Source organism: Phenylobacterium sp. (genome assembly GCF_035539035.1).
Classification (GTDB): domain Bacteria; phylum Pseudomonadota; class Alphaproteobacteria; order Caulobacterales; family Caulobacteraceae; genus Phenylobacterium.
This window is the reverse complement of the sequence record NZ_DATLJI010000010.1, coordinates 35,764-49,867: the sequence shown is the minus strand read 5'-3', so window position 1 is coordinate 49,867 and position 14,104 is coordinate 35,764. Positions and strand designations below refer to the sequence as shown.

The following is a 14,104-nucleotide window of genomic DNA, read 5'->3' as shown; positions in this document are numbered from 1 at the left end:
GTTCTGCGTCTTCATTCCGCCGCCCAAGCCCGCTAGACCGCTTTCATGACCAGCCGCCGCATCGCCTTCGAGGGCATCGACAATTTCCGGGACTTCGGGGACTACGCCGCGGGCACGCGGCGACTTCGCAGCGGCCGGCTCTACCGTTCGGCGCACCAGGCCAGGGCGACGGACGCCGACCTCGAGAAGCTGGCGGGCCTGGGGCTGGCGGTGATCGTCGACCTGCGGCGGTCCAACGAGCGCGAGCGCGACCCCTGCCGCCGGTGGGAAGGTTTCTCCGCCCAGGTGGTGCAGAACGACATCGGCCAGGAGCGGGCCGATCCGTGGCACGAGTTCCTGAAGGAGTCGGACCTCAGCGAGGGCTCGTTCCACGACTACATGATGGCCTACTACCGCGCCCTGCCGCACGAGGCGCGGCACATCGACCTCTACCGGCGCTACTTCGAGGCCGTGGCCCGCACCGAGGGGCCGATCCTCGTGCACTGCGCGGCGGGCAAGGACCGGACGGGGATCATCTGCGCCCTCACCCACCATCTTGCTGGGGTGCACGACGACGACATCGTCGAGGACTATCTCCTGACCAATGATCCGGAGCGCATCGAGGCCCGCGCGCCGGTGCTGCAGGAGATGATCCGGGAGGAGACCGGCCGGCGCCCGACCCTGGGCGCCGTGCGCGTCGCCATGAGCGTGGCCCCCGAATACATGGAGACGGCGTTCGCCGTGATGCGCGAGCAGCACGGGTCGCTGGACGGATATCTCGACGAGGTGCTGGGGCTGGATGCGCCGCTGCGCGAGCGGATCCACGACCGGATCCTGGGCTAGCCGGGCGCCGGACGCGACCGCGCCCGCCGCAGCCTCCGCAAACCGCGACGGGCGCTTTCAGGGACAGACCTCTTGGGAGAAGCCTGCCGCAAGAATTGCGCAGCGGCCCTTGTCGAGCCTAATCACCTCGGCGTGTTTCACGGAGTGATGATGCAGAGCTTCCAGCCGCCCCGGCGGATCCTCATGGGACCGGGTCCATCCGACGTCCCGCCTCGCGTCCTGCAGGCGCTGGCCCGCCCGACCATCGGCCACCTGGATCCCGAGTTCCAGGCGCTGATGGAGGAGATCAAGGCCGCCCTCCAGCGCCTGTTCAACGCCCCCGAGCACGCCTGCGTGCCGCTGCCCGCGCCCGGCACCGCCGGCATGGAGGCGGCGATCATGAACCTCCTGGAGCCGGGCGACCGGGCGGTGATCGCGATCAACGGCGCCTTCGGCGGGCGGATGGCGGACATGGCCGGGCGCGCCGGGGCCGAGGTGGTCACCGTCGACCACGCCTGGGGCGAGCCCGTGGACCCCGCCCGGGTGGAGGCCGCCCTTGCGGAAGCGCCCGCCAAGGTGCTGGCCTTCGTGCACGCCGAGACCTCCACCGGCGCGCGCAGCGATGCGGCGACGCTCTGCGGAATCGCCCGGCGCCACGGAGCGCTCTCCATCGTGGACTGCGTGACCTCGCTGGGCGGGATCACCGTCGACGCCGCCGCCTGGGACGCCGACGTCATCTACTCGGGAACCCAGAAGTGCCTCTCCGCCCCGCCGGGCCTCTCGCCCATCGCGCTCTCCAAGCGGGCGCAGGCGGCGATCAGCGGGCGCAAGGAGAAGGTCCGCAACTGGCTCTGCGACTTCAACCTCCTGATGAGCTACTGGGGCGGCGAGGGCGGCCGGACCTATCACCACACCGCGCCGATCAACGCCCTCTACGGCCTGCACGAGAGCCTCGTCATGCTGTTCGAGGAAGGCCAGCAGGCGGCCGTCGTCCGCCACGCCCGGATGCACGAGGCGCTGGTGGCGGGCCTGGAGGCCGCGGGGCTCGAACTGCTCGTGGCCGAGCCGCACCGCCTACCGCAGCTCAACGCGGTGCGTGTGCCCGACGGGATCGACGAGGCCGCCGTGCGGGCGCACGCCCTCGCCAAGTGGGACCTGGAGCTCGGCGCGGGCCTGGGCCCGCTCAAGGGCCAGATCTGGCGCATCGGCCTGATGGGCGCCTCGGCCACGCCGTGGCACGTGCGCCTGTGCCTGACGGCGCTGTGCGAAGCCCTGGCGGCGCAGGGCCACAAGGTCGACACCGCCGCCGTCCTGGCCGCCGCGGACGCGAGGCTGGCGGCCTGATCCTCCGGCGTCTAACCTCCCGCCAAGCCGCGCTCCAGACGCGGCGAAGGGGGAACAGGTGACCGATTCCAGATCGCTCGACGCCGACGGCCCGGCGGCCGTCGTGGAGCCGCCCGTGATCGCCGGCCTTGGCGGCGACGGGCGGCTGAACCGCGGCGGGCTCGCCTGGTCGATCCACCAGGGCGGGCGCGACCCGTTCATCATCCTGGTCACCATCTACATCTTCATGCCCTACGTCGCCTCGGTGCTGGTGGGCGATCCGGTGCGCGGCCAGGAGATGATCTCCCGATGGGACCAGATCATCGGCTGGATCGTGGTGGTCACCGCGCCCTTCCTCGGCGCCTCCATTGACAAACTGGGGCCGCGGAAGGGCTGGCTCGGCCTCGTGGTCGGTCTGATGGTCCCGATGATCGCCGCGCTGTGGTGGGCGAAGCCGGGCGGACCGCTCAGCCTGACCAGCCTCGCCGTCCTGGTGATCGGGGCGCGCGTGCTCTTCGTCTATGCGGAGGTGCTGCACAATTCGCTGCTGATCCGCGCCGCGGGCCTGGGCGCGGCGCACAAGGCGTCGGGCCTGGCGCTGTCGCTGGGCAACCTGTTCTCGGTGATCGCCCTGGCCTTCACCGCCTGGGCCTTCGCCCTGCCGGGAAAGGTGGACTGGGCCTTCGTCCCGGCCGCGCCCCTGTTCGGCCTCGATCCGGCGACGCACGAGCCGGAGCGGGTGGTCGCGCTCATGGCCGCGGCCCTGCTCGCGGTTGGGTCGATCCCGCTGTTCCTGTTCACGCCTGACGCGCCGAAGACCGGCGTGCCCACCTGGAAAGCCTGGGCCGACGGCGCCGCCGAGCTCGGACGCATGCTGAAGACCGTGCGGCGCTACCGCGACGCGGTGGTCTATCTCGTGTCGCGGATGTTCTTCGTGGACGGCATGAACGGCGTCCTGATCTACGCCGGCGTCTACGCCGTGGGGGTGATGAAGTGGGGGGCGCTCGAGATGCTGGCCTTCGGCATCCTGCTCTCCATCTTCGCGGTGTTCGGCGGATTCCTGGCGCGCTGGATGGACGCGGCGGTCGGGCCGAAAACGGCGCTGCGGATCGAGATCTCGATGACGATCCTGGCCCTGGTGTCGCTGCTCGGGATGGCGCCCGATCGGATCCTGTTCTTCTGGACCTATGACGCGGCCGCGCATGCGCCGCTGTGGAACGGGCCCGTGTTCCGCCATCTGCCGGACCTGGTGTTCGTCGGCGTCAGCTTCGTGAATGCGGTCTTCATCACCGCCCAGTACGCCTCCAGCCGCACCATGCTGACGCGGATCACGCCGCCGGAGCAGACCGGCGCCTTCTTCGGCGTCTATGCGCTCTCAGGCGTCGCCACGGCCTGGCTCGCGCCGACGCTGGTGAACCTGGGAACCCGGCTGACGGGCACCCAGCAGGGCGGGTTCGCCACCATCAACCTGCTGCTCGCGGTGGGCCTGGTCGCGCTGTTCTTCGTGCGCGGTGGCGGCCGCGAGGTGTCGGCCCCGGCGGTGGCCGGCTAGCCCAGCCAGACCACCTCGGGCGACTTCCGGGGCTTCAGGAAGAAGGTCTGGCGGAAGGTCAGAGCGTTCGGGAGGGTCTTCTTGAGCGGCGAATCCCAGGTGTAGGCGACCTCGGCCATGATCACGCTGTCGCCCGCCGCCAGCAGGTTGGCGGGTACGGCCGTGGCGGTGGCGCCCGCGGCAAAGCCGGTCATCCCGTCCCCGCGGCTCCAGACCACCTTCGGCACGGCGTTGACGTCGGCCTTCACGCTGCTGACGCGCATGTTGAGCGTCGAGGTGGGGAAGGGCGCCAGGATCGCATCGCCCACCTGGAAGACGTCGGTCATCTGGGTGGAATTCATCTGGCTGGACTGGGCCACCAGGTCCGCGACGACGGATGCGGCGTGGCTGGCGCGCCGCTCCGCCATCATGGCCAGCGTCAGCTCGGCCAGCCCCAGGTAGAGCATGATCATCACCGGGGCGATGAGGGCGAACTCGATCGCCGCCACGCCGCGCCGGTCGGCGCCGAAGGTCCTCAGCATGCCGCGCCTCCCGGGGGATCGTCGCTGTAAGGCTCATTGCGGAACGCCGTCGCGGTCGACAGCAGGCGCATGCCCGAGCCGCCGCCCATGTTCTCCAGGGCCCGGTCGAGCAGCGGCGTGAACAGCCGCCACTGATAGTAGGTCCGCACGAGCACGATGTCGGAGGGCTGGCCTGGCGACCAGCAGGTGGTCGCCGGGTTGAAGGTCGAGCCCGGCTGGGGCTGGGCGACGGCCAGGTTGCCGAAGCTGCCGAAGGTGCGCACGTCGACGTGCAGGTTCGCCGCGCAGGAGTCCGAGAGCCAGGTCATGCCGCTGCAGACCAGGGCCTTGAAGTCGGCCTTGGTATTGGCGGCGCTGGTCTGGAACGCGCCGGTGCGGATCTGCCGCGACGCGTGCTCCGTGGCCGTCTCGAGCGTGGTGGTGACCATGAACACCATGGCCAACTCGATGACGCCGAAGATCAGCATCAGGAAGGGAATGCTGATGAGGGAGAACTCCACCGCCGTCGCGCCACGCTCGGCGTGCGCGAACCGCGCGGCGGCCGCTCGCAGGCAGGAAAGGCGGAGGGGTCGCACGACTTCGATCCTCTTACTGGTAGGGTGAAGTTATGCGCCTGCGGCTAATCAACATTTAAGTCCAGGAAATCACGCGAAATAGCCACATGGTTAACGGGTACTAATAGTAAATCGTCGTTCACCATGTGTCATCGTGCGAGATACTTGTGCGTTTACGGCGGATTAAGTGGAGGCCGGCATTCTCGTCTCGATACCGGCGCGGGTGGCGTTCGCCAGAAGCCCCGCCGCCCGCTGTAAAGGAGACGAGTAATGTCGAAGTTCATCGCGCGTTTCGCCAAGGACGAATCCGGCGCCACCGCCATCGAGTATGGCCTGATCGCCGCCCTGGTGGCCGTGGTGCTGGTCACCGCCCTGACCGCCATGGGCAACAAGCTGTCCGGCACCTTCCAGACCGTCAGCAGCAAGCTGCCGGCCGCGCCGGCCTCCTAAGCTTCCGAGCCTAGGTCCAAGCGAAACCCCCGGCGGCGACGCCGGGGGTTTTCTTTTGTGGGCCCGGCGGCGGAATCCCGACGTGGTGAACGGAAGTAAACCAACAATATGAATTAATACAACGTGTTCACGGCAGATTAAGCGTGGCCGTGGAAACTGAGGATGCACTTGGGGCGAGCAGGCAATCGCTGGACGCCCTGCGAAGACTGCTTGCAAGACTATTGGGAGACCTAACCATGTCCAAGTTCGTGACCCGCTTCATCAAAGACGAGTCCGGCGCCACCGCCATCGAATACGGCCTGATCGCCGCCCTGGTCGCCGTGGTGCTCGTCACCGCCCTGACCGCCATGGGCACCAAGCTTTCGGGCACCTTCGACACGGTCGCCTCGAAGCTCCCGGCCGCTCCGGCGTCCTAAGCTCCGCCTGATCGGAGTAAGAGGCCCCCGGCGCCCGCGCCGGGGGCCTTTTCTATGGATGCGGGCAACGCTCCGTTCATCCGCAGGCGCGATGCTGGCCCGACGGAGGTCCCGATGATCCAGCTCCTCGCCGCCGCGCTCGTGCTCGTTCTTCCCGCCCTGCTGATCGTGGCGGCTCTGCGCGACGCGGTGAACTACACCATCCCCAACTGGATCTCGCTGGCCCTGCTGGCGGCCTTCCCGCTGGCGGCCCTCGCGCTCGGCCTGCCGCTGCCGGCCATCGGTCTCCACGCCGGCATCGGCTTCCTGGCGCTGATCGCCGGCATGGCCATGTTCGCCCTGCGATGGCTGGGCGGCGGCGACGCCAAGCTGTTCGCGGCCGCCTCGCTCTGGCTGGGATGGCCCGCGGTGACGACCTTCCTGCTGGTCACCTGCATCGCCGGCGGCGCCCTGGCCCTGTCGCTGCTGGCCATCCGTTCGGTCTGGCTGCGGCCACTGGTGATCTCGGGCCCGCCGTGGCTGAACCGGCTGGCCGAGCCCGGCGAGAACGTGCCCTACGGCGTGGCCATCTGCGTCGGCGCGCTCGCCGCCCTGCCGGTGTCGCCGCTGATGAAGGGCCTCGAGGTCCTCGCCTGACCGGTTGCGGCGGCCGGCGACTTCCGCCTAGGTGAGGCGGCCATGTCCGACGTGATCCTCGAGGCGGCCGAGACCGCCACCCCCATCCAGGCCCTCGCCGAGGCCGAGCTTTCGGCGGCGCTGGACGCCGCCCCGGCCTTCGTGAAGGGCTTCGCGACCTTCTCCGAGTTCAAGGCCAAGGCCGGCCAGGTCCTGCTGGTCCCCGGCGAGGACGGCGGCCTGCACACGGTGCTGTTCGGCCTGGGCGCCGCGCCCGACGCCATGGGCTTCCGCGCCCTGCCGGCGAAGCTGCCGGCCGGGACCTACCGCATCGCCCAGGCGCCGGAGCGCCTCGACCGCAACCAGGCGGCGCTGGCCTTCGCGCTCGGGAGCTACCGGTTCGACCGCTACAAGGCGAAGAAGGACGAGCGGCCCCGGCTGGTCGCGGAGGGCGTGGAGGTCGCCGAGGTCCGCCAGGTGGCGCATGCCTGCGCCCTGGCCCGCGACATGGTGAACACGCCGGCCAACGACATGGGCCCCCTGCAGATCGAGACCATCGCCCGCGAGATCGCCGAGCAGCACGGGGCGACGTGCACGGTGGTGACCGGGGAGGGCCTGCTCGAGGCCAACTATCCGGCGGTGCACGCCGTGGGCCGCGCGGCCGTGGCGGAACGCGCGCCGCGGATGATCGAGATCGCCTGGGGCGAGGCGGGGCGGCCGCTGGTGGCGGTCGTCGGCAAGGGCGTGGTGTTCGACACCGGCGGGCTCGACATCAAGCCGTCGGCCGGGATGCGGCTGATGAAGAAGGACATGGGCGGGGCGGCGCATGCCCTGGCGCTCGGCCGGATGATCATGGCGGCGAACCTCCCGGTGCGGCTGGCCGTGCTCGTGCCGGCGGTAGAGAACGCCATCTCCGGCGACGCCATGCGGCCGGGCGACGTGCTGGCCTCCCGCAAGGGGCTGACGATCGAGGTCGGCAACACCGACGCCGAGGGGCGGCTGATCCTGGCCGACGCGCTCACCCGGGCGGCAGAGCTGCAGCCGGCGCTGACCATCGATCTCGCCACCCTGACCGGCGCGGCGCGGATCGCGCTGGGGCCACAGCTGCCGCCGTTCTTCACCGACGACGAGGAGCTGGCCGCGCAGATCGAGCGGCATGCGAAGGCCGCGGGCGACCCCCTGTGGCGGCTGCCGCTCTGGGCGCCCTATGCGGACGCGCTCGACTCGGACATCGCCGACCTGAAGAACGACCCCGACGGCTGGGCCCAGGCGGGCTCGGTGACGGCGGCCCTATTCCTGCAGAAGTTCGCGCCGTCCGGGCCCTGGGTCCACCTGGACATCTTCGCCTGGAACCCGCGCAACCGTCCGGGCTGGCCCACCGGCGGCGAGGCGCAGGCGATCCGCGGCCTCTACGCCATGATCCGCGAGCGCTTCGCGTGAGCTTCGATCCCCGCGTGACCCTCGTTCGCGACGGCATCGCCGCCCGCGCGCTGGAGGGGCTGGTTTCGGCCGAGGTCTACCTGGACCCGAGGCCGATGACCTGCGCGGCGCCCGCGGCCGGGATCCACCGGGCGCCGGACGCGGCCTCGGAGCAGATGGACCAGCTGCTGTTCGGCGAGACCTTCGAGGTGCTGGAGGAGGAGGGCGCCTTCGTCTTCGGCCAGGCGAGCCGCGACGGCTATGTGGGCTTCGTGGAGGCGTCGCGGCTCGTCCCGCGGGCGCCGGCCCCGACCCACCGCGTGGCCGCGATCCGCACCTACGCCTTCGCCGAACCGAGCATCAAGTCGCGCGCGTCGGGACCCTATTCGCTCAATGCGCTCGCCCATGTGGAGGCGCAGGAGGGACGGCTGGCGAAGGTCTCCGGCGCAGGCTGGATGACCGCCGAGCACCTGGCGCCCGTGGGCGTCTTCGAGGCCGACTGGGCCGGCGTGGCCGAGCGCTTCGTCGGCGCGCCTTATCTGTGGGGTGGCCGGGAGAGCCTGGGCCTGGACTGCTCGGGCCTCGTCCAGCAGGCGCTGTTCGCCTGCGGCCGGGCCTGCCCGCGCGACGCCGACCAGCAGGAGAAGCTCGGCCGCGGACTCGGCCGCGGCGAGTTCGGCCGCGGGGATCTGGTGTTCTGGAAGGGCCACGTGGCCATCGGCGTGGATGCGGAGCGCATCGTTCACGCCAACGGCCACCACATGGCGACGGTCATCGAGCCGCTGGACGCGGCGATCGCGAGGATATCGGGCGGGGGCTACGGCGAGCCCACCGCCTTCCGACGTCTCTACTGACGGCTGTTGCCCGAGGCCGTGGGCGACGCGGCGCTCGCGCCGCGCTGCTGGCTGGGCGCGCCCGGCGAGACCGCACCGGCGCCCTGGCCGGCCGGGCCGCCCGAGGTGGTGGCCGGGGTCGCGGTGGAGCCGGTCGCCGTGGGTTCGCCCTCGGCAGCAGCGCCTTCGGCCGGCGCCGCGTTCGGATCGGCTTCGGCCGGAGCCGCCGCGGCGGCGGGGTTCGGCGCCGGGATCGGCAGGGTCCCGCCCTTCGACCGCAGGTAGGCGATCATGTTGATGCGATCCTCGGCCTTCTTCAGGCCGACGAAGGTCATCTTGGTGCCCGGCAGGTACTTCTGCGGCGCGGTCAGGAACTCGGACAGGTGGGCGTCGTCCCAGCGCGGCACCGTGCCGGCCAGAGCCTTCATGGGATCGGAGTAGGCGAAGCCCGCATGGCTGCCGGGCGCGCGGCCGACGACGCCGAACAGGTTCGGGCCGGTGCCGTTCGCGCCGCCGGCGTCGACGGTGTGGCAGGACTTGCACTTGGCGAAGGCCGCTTCGCCCGCGGCGACGTCGGCGGTCGGCAGGACCGTGCCCCAGTCGATCGGGGCGTCAGCGGCCGCGCCGCCGGCGCCTTCTTCCACGGCGACTTCGACCAGGTAGCCCGGCTTCTCGACTTCGTGGGGGGCGAACAGGCCGTTGGAGAGTTCGCGGAGGCCGACGATGGCCAGGCCCGTCGCCAGCAGCGCGCCGGCGACCTTGTTGAAGGTGAGGTCGCTCATAGTCCCTAAGTTGGCCCTCTCCACGGCCGGCGCGCGCACCGGCGAAACGCGCGGGAATCCCGCCCCTTATTGCGCGTGGCTCTCTTACACGCTACCGCCGCTCGCGCAACCTCCACTGCTCCGCCATGAACCCCATCATCCTCATCCCCGCGCGCATGGCCGCGACCCGCCTGCCGGGGAAGCCCCTGGCGGATATCGGCGGCATGCCGATGATCGTCCGCGTGCTGCGCCGGGCGGAGGCTGCGGGCGCCGGTCCGGTGGCCGTGGCGGCGGGCGATCCGGAGATCGTGGCGGCGGTGGAACAGGCCGGCGGCCGGGCCGTGCTGACCGATCCCGACCTGCCCTCCGGCTCCGACCGGATCCTGGCGGCGCTGGCGGAGCTGGACCCCGCCGGCGTCCACGACGTGGTGATCAACCTGCAGGGCGACATGCCGTTCGTGGAGCCCTCGGTAGTGGCGGCCTGCGCGCGGCTGCTGGCCGACGAGCCGGCCTGCGACATCGCCACGGTGGTCGCCCCGGAGGCCTCCCCGGCGGACCGGACGAACCCCGACGTGGTCAAGGCGGTGCTGGCCATGCAGGGCGGCGGCCGCACGGGCCGGGCGCTCTACTTCACCCGCTCGACCCTCTACGGCGACGGACCGGTCTGGCGGCACATCGGCATCTACGGCTACCGGCGCGCCGCGCTCGAGGCGTTCAACGCCGCCCGGCCCTCGCCGCTGGAGCAGCGCGAGAAGCTGGAGCAGCTGCGCGCCATGGAGCTCGGCCTCTCCATCTGGGCGGCCGTCGCCCGGGACGCGCCGATCTCCGTCGACAGCCCCTCCGACCTGGAGCGGGCCCGTGACTTCGCGAAGGAAGCCTCATGAGCAAGGGACGCATCGCCTTCCAGGGCGAGCTGGGCGCCAACTCCCACGAGGCCTGCGCCCAGCACTTCCCGGACCACGAGGCCGTGCCGCACGCCAGCTTCGAGGACGCCTTCGAGGCGGTGAAGTCCGGCGACTGCCAGCTGGGCATGATCCCGGTGGAGAACTCGATCGCCGGCCGGGTCGCCGACGTGCACCACCTCTTGCCCAACTCCGGCCTGAAGATCATCGGCGAGCGGTTCAAGCCGATCCACTTCCAGCTGATGGCCAACCCCGGCGTGAGGCTGGAGGACGTGAAGGTCGCGATGAGCATGCCCATCGCGCTCGGCCAGTGCCGCAAGACCATCCGGCGGCTGAAGCTGAAGACCGAGGCTACGGGCGACACCGCCGGCGCGGCCAAGCTGCTCGCGGAGCGGCCGGACCCGACCAAGGCCGCGGTCTCGCCGGCGCTGGCGGCCGAGATCTACGGCCTGGAGATCCTCGCCCGCGACATCGAGGACGAGCACAACAACACCACCCGCTTCCTGGTGATGACCGCCGACCCGAACCCGCCCGCGCCGCCGTTCACCAGCCCCTGCGTGACCAGCTTCGTCTTCCGCGTCCGCAATATCCCGGCGGCGCTCTACAAGGCGCTGGGCGGCTTCGCCACCAGCGGCGTCAACATGACCAAGCTCGAGAGCTACATGGAGAACGGCGCCTTCACGGCGACCTTCTTCTACGCCGAGGTGGACGGCCGGCCCGAGGACCGCGGCGTGGCGCTGGCCTTCGACGAGCTGAAGTTCTTCTCCGAGCGCTTCGAGATCCTGGGCGTCTATCCGGCCGACCCGTTCCGCAGCCGGGGCTGATTATTCCTCCACCCAGGCCCTGATCAGCTGGTGGGCGATGGCGAGGCGGTTGGGGGCGGCGACGCCGTCGAGCTTGCCGGCCAGCAGGTCGCGGGCCTGCTCGCGGGTGAACCAGCGGACCTCGGAGAGCTCGGTCTGGTCCGGCGTGCCCTCGTCGTCCTCCACCTCGGCGATCAGGCCGATCATCAGCGACGACGGATAGGGCCACGGTTGGCTGGAGTGGTAGCGCACGCGCACGGCCCGCAGCCCCGCCTCCTCGGCGAGTTCGCGGGCGCAGGCCTCCTCGATGCTCTCGCCCGGCTCCAGGAAGCCGGCCAGCGCCGAGAACATGCCCTTCGGCCAGGCGTCCTGGCGGCCCAGCATGCAGCGGTCGCCATGGAACGGCAGCATGATCACCACCGGGTCCGTGCGCGGGAAGTGCTCGGCCTCGCAGGCCGGGCATTGGCGCTTCCAGCCGCCGTCGACCACGAGGCTGGGCTCGCCACAGGCGGCGCAGTGGTCGTGCCGGCGGCGCCATTCGAACATCGCCTTGGCGGTGGCCAGGATGGCGGCCTCGGGGGCGGGCACGCGCAGCGCCACGGCGCGCAGGTCCTCGAACCGGCCGAGCCCCTGCAGGGCGCTGTCGGCGGGATCCGCCGAGCCGCCGAGGTCGACCGCGAAGATCGCCGTCTCCTTCCAGAGACCCATGAACAGCAGCCGCTCCATGCCGCCGGCCAGCTCGCCCACGAGGCGGGCCGGCAGGTAGGCGATCTGCAGGTCGCCGCCGTCCGGGCGCGGCTCGGCGGCCTTTTCCACCAGCGGCTTGCCGTTCCAGAGCGCGAGGCCGAGGGCGTCGGGGCTGGCCAGCTGGGCGGCCAGCCACTCGGCGTCGCCGCGCCGGTCGCTGGCGCGGTCCAGAGGGTTGCCGGCGAAGGTGTTGAGGAAGACGTCGAGAGCCATGCCGCATCTTCTAAGCGGTTCTGCCGCCCCGCGTCATCCGACATGCGCGCGCCCGCTCGGGCAGGCCCCAGGCCGGGTGGCCTCGGCCATCGGTCCGGCATGGCTGAACGACTCAGGTGGTATCGAGGAGAGCGGGCCAGGAACCGGGGGCTCCCCCCTCTCCCCTTGCCCCCACGGCCCTTCTCCTCCATATGCCCGCTCGGAGATCGGCGACGGGCGAAGGCCTCGCCAACCTGGTCAGGGCCGGAAGGCAGCAGCCACAACGAGATTCCCTTCGGGTCGTTGTCCGGTCTCCACCTTTCCCCGCTTCAAGGGCCCCCAGTCGGGGCTTTCCACTTTGCCCGGGCTTTCCACTTTGCTGGGACGGGGCGGTCCCGTTAGATGGCCGCATGGCGGACGAAGACCTGACGCTCGATTCTGACCTGCCGCCGGAGCGGGACCCGAACACGGGCGACATGTTCGGCGAGGCGCCGAAGCCGCCGCCGGCCGTCCCGGCGGAGGAGTCCGCCGCCTACACCGTCATCGCGCGAAAGTACCGCCCCAGGACCTTCGAGGACCTCTACGGCCAGGAGGCCATGGTCCGGACCCTGCGCAACGCCTTCGCCACGGGCCGGATCGCGCACGCCTTCATGCTCACCGGGGTGCGCGGCGTGGGCAAGACCACCACGGCGCGGCTGCTGGCCCGGGCGCTGAACTACGAGACCGACGAGATCCACGAGCCGACCCTCGACTTCAAGGGCGAGGGCCGCCACTGCCGCTCGATCATCGAGGGCCGGCACATGGACGTGCTGGAGCTGGACGCCGCCTCGCGGACAGGGGTGGCCGACATGCGCGAGCTCCTGGAGGGCGTGCGCTACGCCCCCGTCGAGGCCCGCTACAAGGTCTACATCATCGACGAGGTCCACATGCTGTCGACGGGGGCGTTCAATGCCCTCCTGAAGACGCTGGAGGAGCCGCCGCCGCACGCCAAGTTCATCTTCGCCACCACCGAGATCCGCAAGGTGCCGGTGACCATCCTGTCGCGGACCCAGCGGTTCGACCTGCGCCGGGTGGAGCCCGAGGTGCTGCTGAAGAACCTCGAGATGATCTGCGAGAACGAAGGCGCGCGGGTCGAGCACGAGGGGCTGATGCTGATCGCCCGGGCCGCCGAGGGCAGCGTGCGCGACGGCCAGTCGATGCTGGACCAGGCCATCGTCCAGGCCGAGCCCGGCCAGACGGTCACCGCCGAGAGCATCCGCGACATGCTGGGCCTGGCCGACCGGGCGCAGACCATCGCCCTGTTCGAGCAGGTGATGCGCGGCGAGGCGGGCCAGGCGATCGAGACCTTCCGCCAGCTCTACGGCTACGGGGCCAACCCCGACCAGGTGATGCTGGACCTGCTGGACCACTGCCACGGGGCCAGCGTCGCCAAGGCCATCGGGCCGCAGGCGCTGGTCATGCCCAAGGACCAGGCGGCCAGGCTGGCGGCAGTGGGCGCCTCGATCTCGGCCGGCGTGCTGTCGCGAATGTGGCAGCTGATCCTGAAGGGCTACGAGGAGGTGCGGCGCGCGCCGGACGCCGCGGCGGCCGTGGACATGGCGCTGATCCGCATGGCCTACGCCGCCGACCTGCCGGGGCCGGAGGAGGCGCTGAAGAAGCTGCAGGCCGGCGAGCCGGTGAGCGGCGGCGCGGGACCGTCCGGCGGCGGGGGCGGCGGCGGCCAGTCGCAGGGCGGCGGCGGCGGGGCGAGCGCGGTGGCGCGCCGGCCCATGCCGCAGGCCCAGGCGGCCGAGCCTGTGGCGACCCTGCAGTCCTTCGAGGACGTGCTGGCGCTGATCGACAAGCGGCGCGACGTGGCCCTGAAGCTCGACGTGGAGCGCTACGTCCGGCCGATCAGCTTCCGGCCCGGCGCCATCGAATACGAGCCGGCGCCCGGCGCGCCAGCCAACCTCGCGCAGCGGCTGGTGGGGCGGCTGAAGGAATGGACCGGCGAGCGCTGGCTGATCGTCGCCCAGGGCGGCGGCGGGGCCGAGAGCCTGTGGGAGAAGCAGAAGCGCGAGGAGCGCGAGGTCCGCGTCCAGATCGAGCAGGACCCCTTCGTGCGCTCCGTGCTGGAGACCTTCCCGGGCGCGGAGATCGTCTCCATCCGCAACCAGCCCCAGCCGGAGGCCGCCGCCGAGCCGCCGCCGGAAGACGAAAGTGACGAGGAGTAGCC

At 71.2% G+C, this 14,104-nt stretch carries 15 protein-coding genes and 1 other RNA gene; 12 read left to right on the top strand and 4 right to left on the bottom strand.

The features are described from left to right. Positions 1-45: 45 nt before the first annotated feature. From VM685_RS03405 to VM685_RS03395, 3 genes are all read left to right on the top strand, one after another. A complete protein-coding gene (locus VM685_RS03405; protein WP_325458711.1) occupies positions 46-822 on the top strand; it encodes a tyrosine-protein phosphatase in 777 nt (258 codons plus the stop codon). Between the two features lie 132 nt (positions 823-954). Then, the gene (locus VM685_RS03400) at positions 955-2,145 is read left to right on the top strand and encodes an alanine--glyoxylate aminotransferase family protein (protein ID WP_325458710.1); all 1,191 of its coding nucleotides are present in this window, start codon (positions 955-957) and stop codon (positions 2,143-2,145) included. A gap of 58 nt (positions 2,146-2,203) precedes the next feature. Beyond that, positions 2,204-3,676 (top strand): MFS transporter, encoded by a 1,473-nt coding sequence (locus tag VM685_RS03395; protein ID WP_325458709.1) that lies wholly within the window; start codon positions 2,204-2,206, stop codon positions 3,674-3,676. On the opposite strand, the gene VM685_RS03390 is transcribed toward VM685_RS03395, so the two are convergent. After that, entirely contained in the window at positions 3,673-4,197 is a 525-nt protein-coding gene (locus VM685_RS03390; RefSeq protein WP_325458708.1) for a TadE/TadG family type IV pilus assembly protein, read from the bottom strand. The genes VM685_RS03395 and VM685_RS03390 overlap by 4 nt on opposite strands. Beyond that, positions 4,191-4,772 carry a TadE/TadG family type IV pilus assembly protein gene (locus VM685_RS03385; RefSeq protein ID WP_325458707.1) on the bottom strand — a complete coding sequence of 194 codons (582 nt, stop codon included), beginning with the start codon at positions 4,770-4,772 and terminating at the stop codon, positions 4,191-4,193. The genes VM685_RS03390 and VM685_RS03385 overlap by 7 nt, the downstream gene beginning before the upstream one ends. A 249-nt stretch (positions 4,773-5,021) precedes the next feature. On the opposite strand from VM685_RS03385, the gene VM685_RS03380 reads away from it, so the two are divergent. The 5 genes from VM685_RS03380 to VM685_RS03360 all read left to right on the top strand — a co-directional run bounded on the left by VM685_RS03380 (position 5,022) and on the right by VM685_RS03360 (position 8,505). Further along, positions 5,022-5,201: a Flp family type IVb pilin gene (locus VM685_RS03380; protein ID WP_325458706.1), complete on the top strand. Its 180-nt coding sequence runs from the start codon at positions 5,022-5,024 to the stop codon at positions 5,199-5,201. A 236-nt stretch (positions 5,202-5,437) separates the two neighbouring features. Beyond that, positions 5,438-5,617: a Flp family type IVb pilin gene (locus tag VM685_RS03375; RefSeq protein WP_325458705.1), complete on the top strand. Its 180-nt coding sequence runs from the start codon at positions 5,438-5,440 to the stop codon at positions 5,615-5,617. A 114-nt stretch (positions 5,618-5,731) separates the two neighbouring features. Next, entirely contained in the window at positions 5,732-6,253 is a 522-nt protein-coding gene (locus VM685_RS03370; protein WP_325458704.1) for an A24 family peptidase, read from the top strand. Between the two features lie 42 nt (positions 6,254-6,295). Next, on the top strand, positions 6,296-7,672 hold the full coding sequence (locus VM685_RS03365; protein ID WP_325458703.1) for a leucyl aminopeptidase family protein: 1,377 nt from the start codon (positions 6,296-6,298) through the stop codon (positions 7,670-7,672). Beyond that, on the top strand, positions 7,669-8,505 hold the full coding sequence (locus tag VM685_RS03360; RefSeq protein ID WP_325458702.1) for an NlpC/P60 family protein: 837 nt from the start codon (positions 7,669-7,671) through the stop codon (positions 8,503-8,505). The genes VM685_RS03365 and VM685_RS03360 overlap by 4 nt, the downstream gene beginning before the upstream one ends. Here the strand turns inward: VM685_RS03360 and VM685_RS03355 are convergent. Then, positions 8,499-9,266: a cytochrome c family protein gene (locus VM685_RS03355; RefSeq protein WP_325458701.1), complete on the bottom strand. Its 768-nt coding sequence runs from the start codon at positions 9,264-9,266 to the stop codon at positions 8,499-8,501. The genes VM685_RS03360 and VM685_RS03355 overlap by 7 nt on opposite strands. Positions 9,267-9,391: 125 nt before the next feature. On the opposite strand from VM685_RS03355, the gene VM685_RS03350 reads away from it, so the two are divergent. Both VM685_RS03350 and VM685_RS03345 read left to right on the top strand, forming a co-directional pair. Then, on the top strand, positions 9,392-10,129 hold the full coding sequence (locus tag VM685_RS03350) for a 3-deoxy-manno-octulosonate cytidylyltransferase (protein ID WP_325458700.1): 738 nt from the start codon (positions 9,392-9,394) through the stop codon (positions 10,127-10,129). Beyond that, positions 10,126-10,971, top strand: coding sequence for a prephenate dehydratase (locus VM685_RS03345; RefSeq protein ID WP_325458699.1), 846 nt, complete (start codon positions 10,126-10,128; stop codon positions 10,969-10,971). The genes VM685_RS03350 and VM685_RS03345 overlap by 4 nt, the downstream gene beginning before the upstream one ends. Here the strand turns inward: VM685_RS03345 and nudC are convergent, their stop codons facing one another. Continuing rightward, the gene (gene nudC / locus VM685_RS03340; RefSeq protein WP_325458698.1) at positions 10,972-11,910 is read right to left on the bottom strand and encodes an NAD(+) diphosphatase; all 939 of its coding nucleotides are present in this window, start codon (positions 11,908-11,910) and stop codon (positions 10,972-10,974) included. 200 nt (positions 11,911-12,110) lie between these two features. Between nudC and ffs the strand changes: the two genes are divergently transcribed. Next, positions 12,111-12,209, top strand: an RNA gene (ffs, locus tag VM685_RS03335) — signal recognition particle sRNA small type. Positions 12,210-12,299: 90 nt separating this feature from the next. After that, positions 12,300-14,102 carry a DNA polymerase III subunit gamma/tau gene (locus VM685_RS03330; RefSeq protein WP_325458697.1) on the top strand — a complete coding sequence of 601 codons (1,803 nt, stop codon included), beginning with the start codon at positions 12,300-12,302 and terminating at the stop codon, positions 14,100-14,102. The last annotated feature ends 2 nt before the right edge of the window (positions 14,103-14,104 follow it).

Bases quoted from the DNA above. Each gene is read 5' to 3' on its own strand.
- VM685_RS03405 (WP_325458711.1), top strand. From the start codon at position 46: ATGACCAGCCGCCGCATCGCCTTCGAGGGCATCGACAATTTCCGGGAC.
- VM685_RS03390 (WP_325458708.1), bottom strand. From the start codon at position 4,197: ATGCTGAGGACCTTCGGCGCCGACCGGCGCGGCGTGGCGGCGATCGAG.
- VM685_RS03380 (WP_325458706.1), top strand. From the start codon at position 5,022: ATGTCGAAGTTCATCGCGCGTTTCGCCAAGGACGAATCCGGCGCCACC.
- VM685_RS03375 (WP_325458705.1), top strand. From the start codon at position 5,438: ATGTCCAAGTTCGTGACCCGCTTCATCAAAGACGAGTCCGGCGCCACC.
- VM685_RS03370 (WP_325458704.1), top strand. From the start codon at position 5,732: ATGATCCAGCTCCTCGCCGCCGCGCTCGTGCTCGTTCTTCCCGCCCTG.
- VM685_RS03365 (WP_325458703.1), top strand. From the start codon at position 6,296: ATGTCCGACGTGATCCTCGAGGCGGCCGAGACCGCCACCCCCATCCAG.
- VM685_RS03355 (WP_325458701.1), bottom strand. From the start codon at position 9,266: ATGAGCGACCTCACCTTCAACAAGGTCGCCGGCGCGCTGCTGGCGACG.
- VM685_RS03350 (WP_325458700.1), top strand. From the start codon at position 9,392: ATGAACCCCATCATCCTCATCCCCGCGCGCATGGCCGCGACCCGCCTG.
- VM685_RS03345 (WP_325458699.1), top strand. From the start codon at position 10,126: ATGAGCAAGGGACGCATCGCCTTCCAGGGCGAGCTGGGCGCCAACTCC.
- nudC (WP_325458698.1), bottom strand. From the start codon at position 11,910: ATGGCTCTCGACGTCTTCCTCAACACCTTCGCCGGCAACCCTCTGGAC.
- VM685_RS03330 (WP_325458697.1), top strand. From the start codon at position 12,300: ATGGCGGACGAAGACCTGACGCTCGATTCTGACCTGCCGCCGGAGCGG.